General features: G+C 65.0%; 9 protein-coding genes. 6 read left to right on the top strand and 3 right to left on the bottom strand.

Features of this window, described 5'->3' with window-relative positions; translation table 11 throughout:
* Nucleotides 1–140 precede the first annotated feature (140 nt).
* The 4 genes from ABD919_RS01405 to ABD919_RS01390 all read left to right on the top strand — a co-directional run bounded on the left by ABD919_RS01405 (nt 141) and on the right by ABD919_RS01390 (nt 6,304).
* Nucleotides 141–4,994, top strand: a complete 4,854-nt coding sequence (locus tag ABD919_RS01405; RefSeq protein ID WP_345233118.1) for an anti-phage protein ProA — start codon at nt 141–143, stop codon at nt 4,992–4,994.
* Nucleotides 4,995–5,058: 64 nt separating this feature from the next.
* Entirely contained in the window at nt 5,059–5,430 is a 372-nt protein-coding gene (locus tag ABD919_RS01400) for a hypothetical protein (RefSeq protein ID WP_345233116.1), read from the top strand.
* Nucleotides 5,427–5,642, top strand: coding sequence for a hypothetical protein (locus tag ABD919_RS01395; protein WP_345233115.1), 216 nt, complete (start codon nt 5,427–5,429; stop codon nt 5,640–5,642). Before ABD919_RS01400 ends, ABD919_RS01395 begins: the two co-directional genes overlap by 4 nt.
* Nucleotides 5,643–5,704: 62 nt before the next feature.
* Complete coding sequence (locus ABD919_RS01390; RefSeq protein ID WP_345233113.1) at nt 5,705–6,304, top strand: hypothetical protein; 600 nt, start codon at nt 5,705–5,707, stop codon at nt 6,302–6,304.
* A 222-nt stretch (nt 6,305–6,526) separates the two neighbouring features.
* Here the strand turns inward: ABD919_RS01390 and ABD919_RS01385 are convergent, their stop codons facing one another.
* Nucleotides 6,527–7,537 (bottom strand): DMT family transporter, encoded by a 1,011-nt coding sequence (locus tag ABD919_RS01385; RefSeq protein ID WP_345233111.1) that lies wholly within the window; start codon nt 7,535–7,537, stop codon nt 6,527–6,529.
* Between the two features lie 344 nt (nt 7,538–7,881).
* On the opposite strand from ABD919_RS01385, the gene hemA reads away from it, so the two are divergent.
* Entirely contained in the window at nt 7,882–9,156 is a 1,275-nt protein-coding gene (hemA, locus tag ABD919_RS01380; protein WP_345233109.1) for a glutamyl-tRNA reductase, read from the top strand.
* A gap of 148 nt (nt 9,157–9,304) precedes the next feature.
* On the opposite strand, the gene ABD919_RS01375 is transcribed toward hemA, so the two are convergent.
* The gene (locus ABD919_RS01375; RefSeq protein ID WP_345233107.1) at nt 9,305–11,335 is read right to left on the bottom strand and encodes a sensor histidine kinase; all 2,031 of its coding nucleotides are present in this window, start codon (nt 11,333–11,335) and stop codon (nt 9,305–9,307) included.
* 313 nt (nt 11,336–11,648) lie between these two features.
* Between ABD919_RS01375 and ABD919_RS01370 the strand changes: the two genes are divergently transcribed.
* Entirely contained in the window at nt 11,649–12,161 is a 513-nt protein-coding gene (locus ABD919_RS01370; protein ID WP_345233103.1) for a hypothetical protein, read from the top strand.
* Between the two features lie 86 nt (nt 12,162–12,247).
* Here ABD919_RS01370 and ABD919_RS01365 read toward each other — a convergent pair whose 3' ends face one another.
* Complete coding sequence (locus ABD919_RS01365; RefSeq protein ID WP_345233101.1) at nt 12,248–14,749, bottom strand: FdhF/YdeP family oxidoreductase; 2,502 nt, start codon at nt 14,747–14,749, stop codon at nt 12,248–12,250.
* Nucleotides 14,750–14,845 lie beyond the last annotated feature (96 nt).

Here is a 14,845-nt window from a genome sequence, read left to right as displayed (position 1 = left end):
GGTTCGGGAGGGTGAAGTGCTTAGTACGGGTTTTGGCGGATTTCTAGTTAAAAGTTAAAAGTGAAGAGTTGAAAGGCAGAACGGCTTTTAACTCTTCGCTTTTAACTAACTATAACCGCTGCCCTGGTGTAAGTTGCGGCATGATGCCTGCCCCTGCTCCTGCCCCGCCCCCCACAACTGACGCCAGCCTGGCCGCCCGCCTCGACGCCTCCCGGCAGGAGCTGCTGGACCTGGGCCTGCGCAACCCCCTGCTCAACTTCCGGCTGTCGAAAGCCCAGGGCGTGGCCGTGCAGCGGGAAGCGTCGGTGCCCGTGTACGAGGTGCTGGTGAAGCAGGGCAAAACCATGTACTTCCAGGCGGCGCCGGAAGCTAAAAAGAGCAGCGCAGGCAGTACGGCAGTCCTGGCAGACACATCGGAGGAGCTGCCAACAGCTCCGCCAAACGAGCCTTTTTCTGCGGCCGGCAATGAGGCCGCCGAGGCCACCCCTCAGGCGTTGCTTACCGACAACAAGCTGCAGACCGACGAGCCCCTGCCCAGGCTGGAAAGCCGCCTGCTGAACACCTACTACACGGCCCGCACCAGCCTGGAAGAACAGGGCGTCAACATCCTGTACCTGGCCCTGGGCATGCTGCGCTGGTACGAAGCCGACAGCAGCGAAGAGCCCCGGCTGGCCCCGCTGGTACTGGTGCCCGTGCTGCTGGAGCGCGGCAGCGCCGCCGAGCGGTTTAAGCTGCGCCACACCGGCGCCGAAGTGGAAGGCAACCTCTCGCTGCAGGCCAAGCTGAAAGCCAGCTTCGGCGTGAGCCTACCCTTGCCCGAGCTGGACGAGGACAGCCGGCTGGGCGACTACTTCGCCACCGTGGCGGCGGCCGTAGCGGGTATGCGCCGCTGGCAGGTTGAGGAGAACAGCATCGCGCTGGGCTTTTTCTCCTTCGGGAAGTTCATGCTCTACCGCGACCTGGACCCGGCCAGCTGGCCGGCCGGCAGCACCCTGCTCGACCACCCCGCCATTCAGGCGCTGCTGGGCGCCGACACCGGCTTTCGGGATGCGCCGCCAAGCGTCAGCGACTTGGCTTTTTTGGATACCGAGAGCCCTGCCGCCGAGCTGCACCAGGTGCTCGATGCCGACTCCTCCCAGCTGCTGGCGCTACTGGCCGTGCACGAGGGCCGCAACCTGGTCATTCAGGGGCCGCCCGGCACGGGCAAGTCGCAAACCATTGCCAACCTGCTGGCCGAAGCCATTGGCGCGGGCAAGAAAGTGCTGTTCGTAGCCGAGAAGATGGCCGCCCTGGAAGTGGTGAAGCGCCGCCTCGACGCCCTGGGCCTGGGCGCCGCCTGCCTGGAGCTGCACAGCCACAAAGCCAACAAGAAAGCCCTGCACGACGAGCTGCGCCACACCCTGGGCCTGGGCCGCCCCGCCAGCGCGGCCGCCGTGGAAGACCAGGTAAGCCAGCTGCCCCGCTACCGCCAGGCCCTCAACGACTACGCCCTGGCCGTGAACGCGCCCCTGGGCCGCAGCCGCCGCACGGCCCAGCAGGTGGCCGGCGAGCTGCTGCGCCTGGCCGAAGCGCGCGGCGCTACCGAGCTGCCCCGCGTGCCTTTCACCAGCCTGGCCGAGTGGACCGACGCCGACGCCGCCCGGGCCGAAGCCCTGGCAGCCCGCCTGCAGGCCACGCTGCAGAAAATCGGCACTCCCAAAAGCCTGCTGTTCTGGGGCTCGGAGCTGACGGTGCTGCTGCCCGCCGAGCAGGACGCCCTGCCGGCCCGGCTGGGTGAAGCCCAGCTCGCCGTAGCTGAGCTGCAAACAGCTGCCGAAGCCCTGGCCCAACACCTGGGCCTGCCCCTGCCCACCGACCGCGCCGGGGCCGAAGCCCTGCTGCCCGCCTCCCGCCACGCCCAGCTGGCCCCGCCCCTGGGCCGCGCCGCAGTAGCCAGCCCGGCCTGGGTGCAGCAGTCGGCCCGCCTGACGGAAGTTATTCAGGCTGGCACCGCGTACGCGGCCCTGCACCAGCAGCACGACGCCACCCTGCTGCCCGAAGCCTGGGGCCAGCAGCTGCTGGCCGAGCGGGCCGCCCTGCTGGAGTACGGCCATAAGTGGTGGAAATTCCTGAGCGGCGACTACCGCCGGGCCCGCAAGCGCCTGCAAACCATCTGGCGCGGCCCCTTGCCCAACGACCCCGCCGCGCTGGTGGCGGTGATTGACGCCATCCACGAAGCCAGCCGCCACCGCCAAACCATTGAGGAAGCCCACCCCCTGGCCGGCCCCCTCTTCGGCCATACCTGGCAGACGCTGCGCTCCGACTGGCCCGCCCTGCGCCGCACGGCCGACTACCTCATGCTCACCCACCAGCGCATCGCCCGCGGCGAGCTGCCGGCCGCCCTGCTCACTTATTTAAGCCAGGCCGGCCCCCAAAGCAGTGGCTACAACTTCAACCAGGCTCCCCTTCCCACAGGGGAGGGGCCGGGGCTGGAGCTGGCCGCTCCCGTAGCCACCCTGGAAACGGCCCTGGCCACGCAGCGCCAGGCCGTGCAGGCGGTGGCCGACGCCCTGCAGCTAAACGAGGCCCGCCGCTTCGGCCCGGAGGGGCGCCTGCAGTTTCAGCCTTTTGCCGTTCAGCTGCAAACCCTGGCCGCCTGGGCGGCCGACCTGCCCGCCCTGCGCCTGGTAACGGAGTGGAACAACGTGGCGGCCACGGCCCGGGATGAACAGCTACCGGAGCTGCTGCTCCTGGCCGAAAGCTGGCCGCAGGCGGCGCAGCACCTGGCGGTGGCCGTGCGCCGCACCTGGCTGGAATACCTGCAAAAAGTGGCCTATGAGACCTACCCGGCCCTGCGCCAGTTTGAGCGGGCCAGCCATGAGGAGGTAGCCGCCCGCTTCCGGCAGGCCGACCGCGACTCGCTGTACCACAACCGCATCCGGGCCATGCGCCAGCATTATGAGCAGCTGCCCAGCCCCCAGGCCGGTGGGCAGATGCTGGTCATCAAGAATGAGTTTGCCAAAAAAACCCGCCACCTGCCCCTGCGCCGGCTCATGCAGCAGGCCGGGCGGGCGGTGCAGGCCCTCAAGCCGGTGTTTATGATGTCGCCGCTGTCGGTGGCCAGCTACCTGCCGCCGGGCGCGGTGGAGTTTGATTTGGTGGTGTTCGACGAAGCCAGCCAGGTGAAGCCTGTGGATGCGCTGGGCGCCATTGCCCGCGGCCGGCAGCTGGTGGTGGTGGGCGACTCCAAGCAGCTGCCGCCCACCAGCTTTTTCGACTCCCTGACTGGCACCGGCGAGGAAGCCGACGAGGAAAACGTGACGGCCGACATCCAGAGCATCCTGGAGCTGTGCAAGGCCCGGCAGATGCCCGAGCGCATGCTGCGCTGGCACTACCGCAGCCTGCACCAGTCGCTGATTGCCGCCTCCAACCACCTGTTCTACGACAACAAGCTGGTGATTTTCCCCAGCCCCGGCGGCCAGGGCCAGCTGGGCCTGCGCTACCATCACCTGCCCCACACGCACTACGAGCGCGGCACTACCCGCACCAACCCGCTGGAAGCCGCCGCCGTGGCCGAGGCCGTGCTGCAGCACGCCCGCGCTACGCCCCGGCTCACCCTGGGCGTGGTGGCCTTCAGCACGGCCCAGCGCCAGGTCATTCAGGATGCGCTGGAGCGCCTGCGCCGGCAGCACCCCGAAACCGAGGCGTTTTTCAACCGCCACCCCCACGAGCCTTTCTTCATCAAGAACCTGGAAAACGTGCAGGGCGACGAGCGCGACGTCATGCTCATCAGCGTAGGCTATGGCCGCACCCGCGAGGGCTACCTCAGCATGAGCTTCGGCCCGCTGAACGGCGAAGGCGGCGAGCGCCGCCTCAACGTGCTGATAACCCGGGCCAAGCAGCGTTGCGAAGTATTTACTAACCTCACGGCCGATGACATCGACCTGAGCCGCAGCCCGGCCAAGGGCGTGGCTGCGCTCAAAACTTTTCTGAATTACGCCCAGCACGGCTACCTGAACCAGAACGTAGAAACCGGCCGCGCCCTGGAGTCGCCTTTCGAGGAAGCCGTGTACCGGGCCCTCACGGCGCGGGGCTACCAGCTGCGCCCCCAGGTGGGCTCCCAGGGCTTTTACATCGATTTGGCGGTGGTCGACCCCGACCAGCCGGGGCGCTACGTGCTGGGCATTGAGTGCGACGGGGCCATGTACCACTCCGCCCGCTCGGCCCGCGACCGGGACCGGCTGCGGCAGACCGTGCTGGAAAACGTGGGCTGGCGCCTGCACCGCATCTGGAGCACCGACTGGTTTCGCGACCCCGCCCGGGAAACCGAGCGCGCCGTGGCCGCCATTGAAGAAGCCCGCCGCCTGGCTGCGCTGGACGCGCCCGACGAGCCCGAGGAGGAAGCCGAAGCCGCCTTCGCCGGCCTGCAGCGGGAAGCACCACCCGCCGCCGGCCGGACCAGCGCGGCCCCGCCCTACCAGCTGGCCCAGCTGCCGCCCGCCATCCGGCAGCGCGAGCTGCACCAGCACCCGGTGGGCCGCCTGGCCGCCTGGGTAGCCGAGGTGGTGGCCGTGGAAAGCCCCGTCCATACCGACGAGGTAACCCGCCGCCTGGCCCTGGCCGCCGGCGCCAGCCAGGTAGGCTCCCGCATCCGGGCCAGCGTGGCCGAGGCCATTCGCCTGGCCGCCAGCACGGGCGGCGTGCGGCAGCAAGGCGACTTTCTGTGGACGCCCAGCATGAAAACGCCTCCCGTGCGCGAGCGCAGCGCCCTGCCCGCCGCCTCACGCAAGCTGCCCTATGTAGCCCCCGAAGAGCTGGCCCAGGCCGTGCTAACGGTGGTGGGCGACGGCTTTGCCGTAGCCCGCGAGGCCGTGGCGCTGCCCGCCGGCCGCCTGCTGGGCTTCGCCCGCATCAGCGAGGAGCAGCGCGAGCTTATCAACAGTGTAATCGACAGCCTGCTGACCGAGAGCAGGCTGCTCGACAAAAATGGGGTGCTTACTTTAAGCAGTCAATAAATCCGCTTGCTCCTGCGTTATCTGCGCCAGCTTCTGCGCCCTCTGCGGGCTAAAAACATCATCCATGAGCTTCTCCTTCAAAGCACTGCTGCTTACCATGTGCCTGGCCCTGCTCCCGCTGGCTTTCGGCTACTGGGTGAATGCCACCGCCCGCCATGCCCCCACCGATGCCCGAGTAGCCGGACGCTGCACTCGCTACTGCGAGCAGCACGGCTGCCCCCACGCCACGGCAGCCAACAGCCCGGCCTTCTTCCGGCTGAAGCCCTTGTACGTGGCCACCATCAAATTCCTGGCCATGGGCGGGATGGGCCTGTACGCGGCCGCCAACATTGCCTTCTACGTCCTCCTGATTCCGGCCCTGCTGCTCTGGCTTACCTATGGCGCGCTGCGCAACATGAGCACCATCCGCCGGCTTAAACAGCAGCCCCGCTCATGAATACGCTAACGCAGCTTGCCGCCCGCTTCGTGCACTGGGCCTTCTGGTACTGCACCGACTTTATGGTGAACCTAGCCAACCTCACCCATACGTCCTATGACGAAGCCAACACCTGGGTGCTCCTATTGCTAATTCCCGCGCTGCTGGCGCTGCTTATCGGCATCCGCATCGTGCAGTGGTTTCAGCTTAGAAAGTTAAAAGTGAAGAGTTAAAAGTTAAAGCCGAAAGCCCTTTCAACTTTTAACTCTCAACTTTTAACTCCCACTCTACCGCTGTGGACCAAACCATTCTGCTCACCTTCCGGCTGCACGGCAGCATTCCGGCCAGCACCGGCCGCGAGCTGAAAGCCGGGCTGCGCGCCGCTCAAGAGGCCGTGCAGGCCCAAGCCGATGCCGGGGCCAGCCCGGCGGAAACCGCGGCTGCCCGGCAGCGGGCGCAGAAGGCCTTTTTCGCCAAGTACGACGCCGTGCTCGACCGGGCGCCCAGCGGCCCGCGCTACTTCGAGCTGGAGCAGATGGCCGAAGTGCTGGCCGGCGAAATCATGATGCTGGAAGAAACCGGCTTCACCGTGCACGGCTTCGCCATTTTGCCCAACCATGCCCACGCCGTGCTGCACCTGCCCGCCCGCAGCAGCCTTTCCCTCGCCAAATCCCTGGATTTGCTGCACCTGCGCAGCGCTACGGCCTGCCGCCGCCTCGTGCGTCCCAGGCTCCCGCCCGAAGCCGAGTTCTGGCAGGCCGGCTGGCACGAGTACGCGGTGCAGGATGAGGTGGAGCTGGCCCGGCTGCTAGCCTACCTGAAACAGCAGGCCCAGAAGGCCGGGCTGCCGGCGCGGTTTAGCGAGTGGCCTTACATAGATGAGGTGATTGGCTGACGGCAGCACGCAACTCCCCTCCTTACCAAGGAGGGGATGTTTTCGCGCAAGCGAAAACAGGGGTGGTTAGGGCATCTGCGCCGGCAGAACGAGTTGTTCGAATATTGTCGTTCGGGTGTCGTTCTGGCGAGGTCAACCACCCCAGCTAAGCCTGCGGCTTAGCATCCCCTCCTCTTCTGAGGAGGGGAGTGTTGTTCTGGCACATCAGCACATCTGATAAAACTACTTCGCCCGGTGCACGATAAACACGCCCAGCAGAATAATGGCCATGCCCACGGCGTGCCAGAGGTTGAAGGCCTCGCCGTCGAGCGCGCCCAGGGCCAGGGCCACAATGGGAATGAGGTAGGTGCTGGACGAGGCAAACAGCGTGGTCGACTGCTGAATAAGCTTGTTGAACAGCACCATGGCCACGGCCGTGCTCATGGTGGCCAGCAGGGCAATGTAGCCGAAGGCCGTCCAGGCGCCGGGCACGGTGGCCAGCTTGTGCAGGAAGCCGGTGCCCACCAGCAGGTAGGCCAGCGCCGGCCCGCCGATGAGCAGCAGCAGCAGCGAGGTGACTGCCACCGGCGACAAGCCGCTGACGCGGTGCTTGATGATGTTGACGCTGAAGCCGTAGCCGATAGTGGCGGCCACGATAAAGAGCCCGTACCAGGCGTTGCCCTCGCCGGTGGGCGTGGCTTCGCCCCCACTGCCGCCCAGGCGAATAAGCACGATGGTGCCCAGCAAGCCCAGGGCAATGCCCAGCACGCGCAGCCCCGTGAGGCGCTGCCCGAACAGCAGGGCGCCCACCAGCAGCGTGAACACCGCCGTGAGGGCGTTGAGCACGCCGGCCAGGCCCGAGGCCAGCTTGGTTTCGGCGTAGGCGAACAGCATGGCGGGCAGTAGGGTGCCCACCACCCCGCTGGCCAGCAGCCACCACAGCTGGCTGCGGCTGGCCTTGCCCACGTGGCGCAGCCCGAACGGCAGCAGCAGCAGCGCCGCCACGCTCACCCGCGTAACGCCCAACTCCACGGCCGAGAACACCTCCAGCCCGCGCTTCATCAGAATAAAGGACGTGCCCCAGATGCCGGCCAGCACAATCAACAGCACCCAGGCCGTAAGGGAAATAGGTTGCGCAGCCGCCTCCGAAGCCGGCACCGGCGCGATTATTGGCGTTTCGGCCGACAGCGTGGCATCGGCCGAGGCCAGGTCGGAAGAGGAAGTGTGGGAAGAAGCAGAGGGGGTGGGATGCATGGCGCAAAGGTACGGCCGGCGGCAAGGGCTATTGCTGCTAGTGGAGGCACAACCCAGACCGGGAGCTCTACCTTGGCCCCAAAGCACCAGGGGTGTCGCGCCGGCTCATTTCACCAAACAAGCTACCAGACTAGTAGTGGCGCACAGCGTAGCCGCAGGCAACCCGCTGGCTTTAACCAACGAATGCAGCCGTAGAACTGTCGCGGCAACGTCGCCATCCGACGCTGCTGAGGGCCCATCTGCCGATTAGTTAAGCCCGGCCGAACCCTCGCCCTTGCCCGGCTGTTTCTTTTCTAGCGAATCCTGCCGTAATTTTGTGGTCCGGTTTCGTACTGGTATCTCCTATGTCGCATCCCTTCAAGGCGGTAAGCCTCTCGTTCAAGAAAGCCCCGCTCGCCATTCGCGAGCTGCTCTCGCTGGATGAGGCTGCCTGCCGCCGTTTCCTGCACACGCTGCACCACGATTTGGGTTTGTCGGACCTGCTCGTACTCAGCACCTGCAACCGCACCGAGGTGTATTACGCGGCCGACGATGACCGCAGCCGTGAAATCATCCTAGCCCTGGGCGACCTCAAAGGCCGCACCGACACGGGCAGCTTTATCCCTTACTTCGACCTGCTGACCACCGCTGAAGAAGCCGTGCAGCACCTGTTTGAGGTAGCCATGGGCCTCGACGCCCAGGTGGTGGGCGACCTGCAAATCAGCAACCAGGTGAAGATGGCCTACCAGTGGAGCGCCGACGCCGATGCGGCCGGCCCCTTCCTGCACCGCCTGCTGCACACGGTGTTCTTCACCAACAAGCGCGTACAAACCGAAACCAGCTTCCGCGACGGGGCTGCCTCGGTGAGCTACGCCGCCCTGGAGCTGATTGAGGAGCTGACCGCCGACGTGGCCAACCCCCGCGTGCTGGTGGTGGGCCTGGGCGAAATCGGCGCCGACGTGTGCCGCCACCTGGCCGCCAGCAAGGCGTTTTCCGACATCACCATCTGCAACCGCACCCGGGCCAAGGCCGAAGAGCTGGCCGAGGAGTGCGGCATGCGCATCGTGGACTTCGAAAACCTGGTGCCGGCCCTGAAAGATGCCGACGTCATCATCTCGTCCATCAACCGCGCCGAGCCGTTCTTCACCAAAGACCTGGTGGAAAACCTCGACGTGCTGAGCTTTAAGTTCCTCATCGACCTGAGCGTGCCCCGCAGCATCGCCGCCGACGTGGAGCACGTACCCGGCGTGCTGGTGTACAACATCGACGCCATTCAGAGCAAGGCCTCGGCGGCGCTGGAGATGCGCCTGGCGGCGGTGCCGCAGGTGCGGGCTATTATCGCCGAAAGCCTTTCGGGCCTCAGCGAGTGGGCCAAGGAGATGATGGTGTCGCCCATCATTCAGAAGATGAAAGCCGGCCTGGAGCAGCTGCGCCAGGAAGAGCTGGACCGCTACCAGAAAAAAGCTACCCCCGCCGAAAGCAAGCTGCTCGACGAAGCCACCCGCTCGCTGATGCAGAAGATTCTCAAGCAGCACGTGCTGCAGCTCAAAGCCGCCTGCAAGCGCGACGACGCCGGGCAGCTGGTGGAGATGCTGGGCGAGCTGTTCGACCTGGAAAAGCAGGGCTCGGCGGTTGCTTAGCGGGCTTTCCGATAGAGGAAGCTCACGCAGAGGTTCGCAGAGTTAACACCGCAGAGGTCCGCAGAGGATGTTCAACGAAAGAACAGCTCTGCGGACCTCCGCGGTTTTTTGCTTTGCGTACCTCTGCGTGAGTTCCTTCTAAGCATCCTCAAGCGGAATGCAGGTAGATGCGGAAAGTGCTGCCCCGCCCTACTTCGCTGGCCAGCTCCAGGCGGCCGCCGGCCTGCTCCACCAGGCGCTGCACCAGGTACAGGCCCACGCCGGAGCCGGCTACGTGGTCGTGGAAGCGCTGGAAGAGCTGAAACAGCTGGTTGCCGTGCCGGTGCAGGTCCAGCCCCAGGCCATTGTCCTGAATCACCAGCACGGGCACGCCCTCGCTGAGCTCGGTGCGCACGGTAATGCGCAGCGGCCGCTGCGGGTCGGCATACTTAACGGCATTGCTGAGCAGGTTGTAGACAATGCTGCGCAGGTTGGCCCGCACAAACACTACGGCTGACACTGCCGAGAAGTCCAGCTCCCAGGTGGGTGGGTTGCTGCCCGTGTCTTGCACCAGCTTTACTACCTCCTCCACCAGGGGCTGCAGCTGCACCGGTTCGGGGGGCAGCTGCTCGGAGCGGCGCTGCACCTGCACTACTTCGGTAAGCGACTGAATGGTGCTGTGCAGCTGGTCGAGGGCTTCGTCGACCATGCCTTCCATCTGCCGGGCGTCGGGGTCGTGGAAGGTAGCGCTGCGCTTGAGCTCATCGAAGAGGCCGGCCAGGTTTTGTACGGGCTGCTTGAGGTCGTGGGACGCGGCGTACACGAAGGTGTCGAGGTCGCGGTTGGTGCGGGCCAGCTCGGCGTTCTGCGCCTGTAGGGCCTCGCGCAGGCTGTGCTGCTCGTGGATGTCGGTGCAGGTGCCAAACCACTGCACGGGGTCGGGGCCGTTGTGGGTATCGAGCAGGCGGGCCTGCACCAGAAACCAGCGGTAGTCGCCGCTGGCCCGGCGCAGGCGGTACTCGCCCTCAAACAAGCCGCCGGTGTGCAGGGCCTGCTGCCAGTGCGCCTCGGCCGCTTCACGGTCATCGGGGTGCAGCAGGGTTTGCCAGGGGCGGCCCAGCCATTGCCCGGCCGCGATGCCGGTGTAGTCCACGGTGCGGCCATCGCAGTAGCTGAGCTCACCGGCGCCGTTGGCGGCCCAGACCAGCTGTGGAATGCTTTCCATGAGCACGCGGTACTGGATTTCGCTGCGCTGCACCTGTTCCTGCAGCAGCTGCATCTCGGTTACGTCGGTGTTGGTGCCAAACCAGCGGGCAATTTTGCCGTCGTCCCCGCGCACGGGCTCGGCGCGGGAGAGAAACCAGCGGAACTCGCCGTCGTGGCGGCGCAGCGGGAACATGTCCTGCCAGGGTGTGCCGCCAGCCAGGTGCTGTTTCCAACGCGCCGTTACGGAAGTCAGGTGCTCGGCATCGTGCACCTTCTCCCAACCCCAGCCCTCCATCTCATCGAAGGTGGTGCCGGTGTAGTCGTACCAGCGCTGGTTGTACCAGAAGATATGACCATCGGGCTCGGCCATCCAGGCCAGCTGCGGAATGGCATTGGCCAGGGTGGTAAACTCCGAGTTGCGGCGCGTCAGCTGCTCGGCCAGGTCGCGTAGCTGCTGGTTGGCCGTGGCCAGCTCGGCGGTGCGCTCCTTTACGATTTGCTCCAAGTCGGTAGGGGTGCGCAGCAGCAGGGCGCGGGGCAGCACCTCCATCAGGGCCAGCACCGTACCCCAGGAGGCAATGGCCGTTACCAGCCGGACGAAGGCGCTAAGCCGGTACACCGGCACCCAGAAAATGAGGGCGTCAATCAGGTGGGTAGCGCCGCAGGCAAAGATGAACAGCCCGAACATCCAGAACATGCGGTCGAAGGGGATGTCGCGCCGCTGCCGGATAAAGTTGATGAGCAGGAAGGGAATAACGAAGTAGGCCGCCCAGATAAACAGGTCGGAAATGATGTAGAGCCAGCCGTGGAAGCCAGTCCAGTGCCCGCAGTGCCAGCGCGCCGGAAAGCCCAACGGGCTCAGCATGTGAGCAAAAAACTCCCACACCTGACTACCCAGCGACTGTGAAGTGCCAGTGCCCCGTACCGGTGGCGTGGCCCAGCCACTGATAGCCAGCAGCAGGATGCCCGCCAGAAGCCAGAAACGTTGTCTCATACAAGAAATAGGGGGCCGCTGGGCGCAGGCTGCGCCTCCCGGACCAACAGGCTAAAAGTACGCAGCGGTTTGTTGGTAGCCGCAATACTCCAGGCTTGCAACCCATCCTCGCGCCGGAAATAGCGCGCAGCCAATTCTCCTACATTAGCTGGGCTGAAAGCCGTAGTGAAAAAAGTAAGGCTTTTTTGCCAGGCAACTTCTTTACCTTTCGATTTCTGCGGGCGGCTGTTCACCGGCAGCCAGCACATCCACTTCTGGCTGAAGCAAGCGGCCGCTCCACACCAATTCAATTCCAAGATTACTAACTGCCACTATGAAAGCATTTCTACAAACCCGGCCCCTGCTTGCCGCTGCCCTGCTGCTCGCCACTACCAGCCTGCTGGGCTGCGAAAAGGAGAAAGCCCGGCCAACTTCCAAAGCCGATATACTTACGGCGCACAAGTGGCAGGTGACCTCCTGGCGCCTCACTACGCGCACCTACATGACCTCAACCGGGCCCGGCAGCCAGCAGCCTACCGTGCTGACATCGGACCCGCAAAGCTGCGACCTTGACGACGTAGACACCTACAATGCCGATGGCACCCTGCTGACCGACTATGGCACTATAAAATGCCAGACTTCTGACCCTCAAACCGTGAATGGAACCTGGCAGCTACTGAATAACGAAGCCCAGCTGTCATACGTCTTTCGGATAGGGCAGCCACCTCGCGAATTCACCATCAACCAGCTAAGCCATACGTTGCTGGATATCACCGAATCCAAGGTTACTACCCGCAATGGTTACACGTATGAGTACGAGTACACGGCTCAGTACCGGGCTCGCTAGCGAAAAGCTGCCACGCCCCGGAAGCTTCCTTTGCCTCCACTACTGAGTAGCAGCTACCAGACCGTACCGAGGAGGAAGCAGCAGGGCTACACCTTTTCTATCGTCACTACCACGAACTTGCTGGTGGGCGTGTTGCTCTTGTAGGCCACGCTGCCAATGGGTACCAGCACGTTGCCCTCGGGGAAATAGGTAGCACAGTTGCCCCGGGGAATGTCGTAGGGCACGGCCACAAACCCTAGGGCGTGCCGCTGCTGGCCTTCAAAGTGGCTGGTGATGCTGACCAGGCCCTTTTCGGGGATGCCGCGCTCGGCCATGTCGGCCGGGTGCAGGAAGATGACGCGGCGCTCGTTGTACACGCCCCGGTACCGGTCGTTGTAGTCGTAGATGGTGGTGTTGAACTGGTCGTGGCTGCGCATGGTCATCATCACCAGCTGCCCGGGCTGCAGCGCGTGCTTTTCCAGGGGCGTGCTCGTGAAGTTGGCTTTGCCGTTGTCGGTGGTGAAGTTGCGCTCGCGAGGGCCGTTGGGCAGGTAGAACCCGCCCGGCTCGCGCACCTTCTCGTTGAACTTCTCGAAGCCCGGAATGGTGCGCGCCACGTAGTCGCGGACAAGGTCGTAGTTCTGGGTGCAGCCCACCCAGTCGACGGTGCTGCGCTCGCCCAGGGTGGCCAGGGCCATGCCGCACACAATGGCCACCTCGCTCAGCATCTGGCTGTTGGGCAGGGGCTCCAGCACCCCTTTGCTCATGCTTACCACGCCCATGGAGTTTTCGCAGCTCATAAACTGCGGCCCGCTCTGCTGCACGTCGAGGTCGATGCGGGTGTGGCAGGGCAGCAGCAGGGCCATCTCGCCGTTTACCAGGTGGCCGCGGTTGAGCTTGGGTGTGACGTGCACCGACAGGCGCAGCTTGCGCATGCCCTCGGCCACAAACTCGGTGTCGGAGCAGGCGCCGAGCAGGTTGCCGCCCATGGCCACAAACACCTTGATTTTGCCCTCGTGCAGGGCTTTCACGGCCTCCACGGTGTCGTAGCCGTGCTCCCGCGGCGGCTGGAAGCTGAACTCCCGCTCCAGCGCGTCCAGGAAAGACTTCGCCGGCCGCTCCCAGATGCCCATCGTGCGGTCGCCCTGCACGTTGGAGTGGCCGCGCACGGGGCAGAGGCCCGCTCCGGGAATGCCCACGGCACCTTTCAGGAAGTGCAGGTTCACGATTTCCTGAATGGTGTACACCCCGTTTTTCTGCTGGGTGAGACCCATGGCCCAGCAGGTGATAATCTTCTTATGCCGGGCTATCAGGCTGGCGGCCTCCTGAATCTCGGCGCGGCTGATGCCACTGGCTTCCTCAATGTCGGCCCAGCTGGTTTGGTTGAGCGTTTCAATCAGCTCGGGGTAGCCGGTGGTGTATTCCCGGATGAAGGTCTGGTCGAGCACCTGGCCGGGGTTGAGCTGCTCGGCATCGAGCAGGCACTTCATCAGCCCACGCATTACCAGCTGGTCGGAGTTGATGCGCACCTGCAGGTACACGTCGGTGATGGGGGTGCCGTTGCCCAATAAAGCCCCCAGGGCCCGCAAGGGATTGGTAAAATCCTGGGGGTTTTTGAAGTTCAGCAGGCCGGCTTCCTTCAGGGGGTTGATGCTGATGATTTGGGCCCCGTTGCGCTTGGCTTCCTGCAGGGCGGAGAGCATGCGCGGGTGGTTGGTGCCTGGGTTTTGCCCGATGATGAGAATGACCTCGGCCTCGTGGATGTCGTTGAGCGTGACCGAGCCCTTGCCCAGGCCGGTGGTGTTGGTAAGGGCCGCCCCGCTGCTCTCGTGGCACATGTTGGAGCAGTCGGGCAGGTTGTTGGTGCCAAACTGCCGCACAAACAGCTGGTAGAGGAAGGCCGGCTCGTTGGGCACCTTGCCCGAGGTGTAGAAAACAGCTTCGTGGGGCGAAGGCAGGGCATTCAGCTCCCGGCCTACCAGCTCAAACGCCTCGGTCCAGGAGATGGGCGTGTAGTGGGTGGCGCCGGGCCGCAGCACCATGGGGTGGGTGATGCGCCCAGCGTTGTTGAGGTCGCGGTCGGTCATGCGCGACAGCTCGGCCAGGCTGTGGCGGGCGAAAAACTCTGGCCCTACGGGGTCGCGCTGGGCGTCGGAGGCCGTGGCCTTGGCGCCGTTTTCGCAGAACTCGGCAAAGGAGCGGTGGTCGTCGGGGTCGGGCCAGGCGCAGCTGGAGCAGTCGAAGCCGTCCTTCTGGTTGAGCTTGAGCAGGGCCCGGGTGCCGCGCAGGGGGCCATCATAAGCCCAGGCATACTGGCCCGACTTAAGCACGGCGGTCAGGCCCGCAGCCACGGTGGCGGGCTTGCCCAGCTTCAGGCCAGTGAGCCCGGCCGGGGGCTGGGCCAGGATGGGGTGCTTATCAGCATTAAGGGTATCGGGAGCTTGCATGGGGCGGGGGTCGGCGTCGGTTTTGTCGGAGTTGGCCCAGGGGTCGAGGGTAGGTGCCTGCCCTTGCGCGGGCCGCTCCCCGCTGCGGGGCACGTTCTTTTCCGCAGCCTGCTGTTCAGCTTTCCCGGACTGGCCGGGGTCTTCGGCGGGTGAGTTCTCCATGCTAACCGGTAATTAGAGCGGTTTCGCAGTTACTGTACATGATATCCGCAATGGTCAAACCAGTTTTTGGCATCCTGTTCGGTTATCCAGGCGGCG

Source organism: Hymenobacter saemangeumensis (assembly GCF_039541835.1).
Classification (GTDB): domain Bacteria; phylum Bacteroidota; class Bacteroidia; order Cytophagales; family Hymenobacteraceae; genus Hymenobacter; species Hymenobacter saemangeumensis.
This window is presented reverse-complemented; position numbering and strand designations above follow the sequence as displayed.

Coding starts and splice junctions, on each gene's coding strand:
- ABD919_RS01370 (WP_345233103.1), top strand. CDS start 11,649: ATGAAAGCATTTCTACAAACCCGGCCCCTGCTTGCCGCTGCCCTGCTG.
- ABD919_RS01405 (WP_345233118.1), top strand. CDS start 141: ATGATGCCTGCCCCTGCTCCTGCCCCGCCCCCCACAACTGACGCCAGC.
- ABD919_RS01400 (WP_345233116.1), top strand. CDS start 5,059: ATGAGCTTCTCCTTCAAAGCACTGCTGCTTACCATGTGCCTGGCCCTG.
- ABD919_RS01365 (WP_345233101.1), bottom strand. CDS start 14,749: ATGGAGAACTCACCCGCCGAAGACCCCGGCCAGTCCGGGAAAGCTGAA.
- ABD919_RS01385 (WP_345233111.1), bottom strand. CDS start 7,537: ATGCATCCCACCCCCTCTGCTTCTTCCCACACTTCCTCTTCCGACCTG.
- hemA (WP_345233109.1), top strand. CDS start 7,882: ATGTCGCATCCCTTCAAGGCGGTAAGCCTCTCGTTCAAGAAAGCCCCG.
- ABD919_RS01375 (WP_345233107.1), bottom strand. CDS start 11,335: ATGAGACAACGTTTCTGGCTTCTGGCGGGCATCCTGCTGCTGGCTATC.
- ABD919_RS01395 (WP_345233115.1), top strand. CDS start 5,427: ATGAATACGCTAACGCAGCTTGCCGCCCGCTTCGTGCACTGGGCCTTC.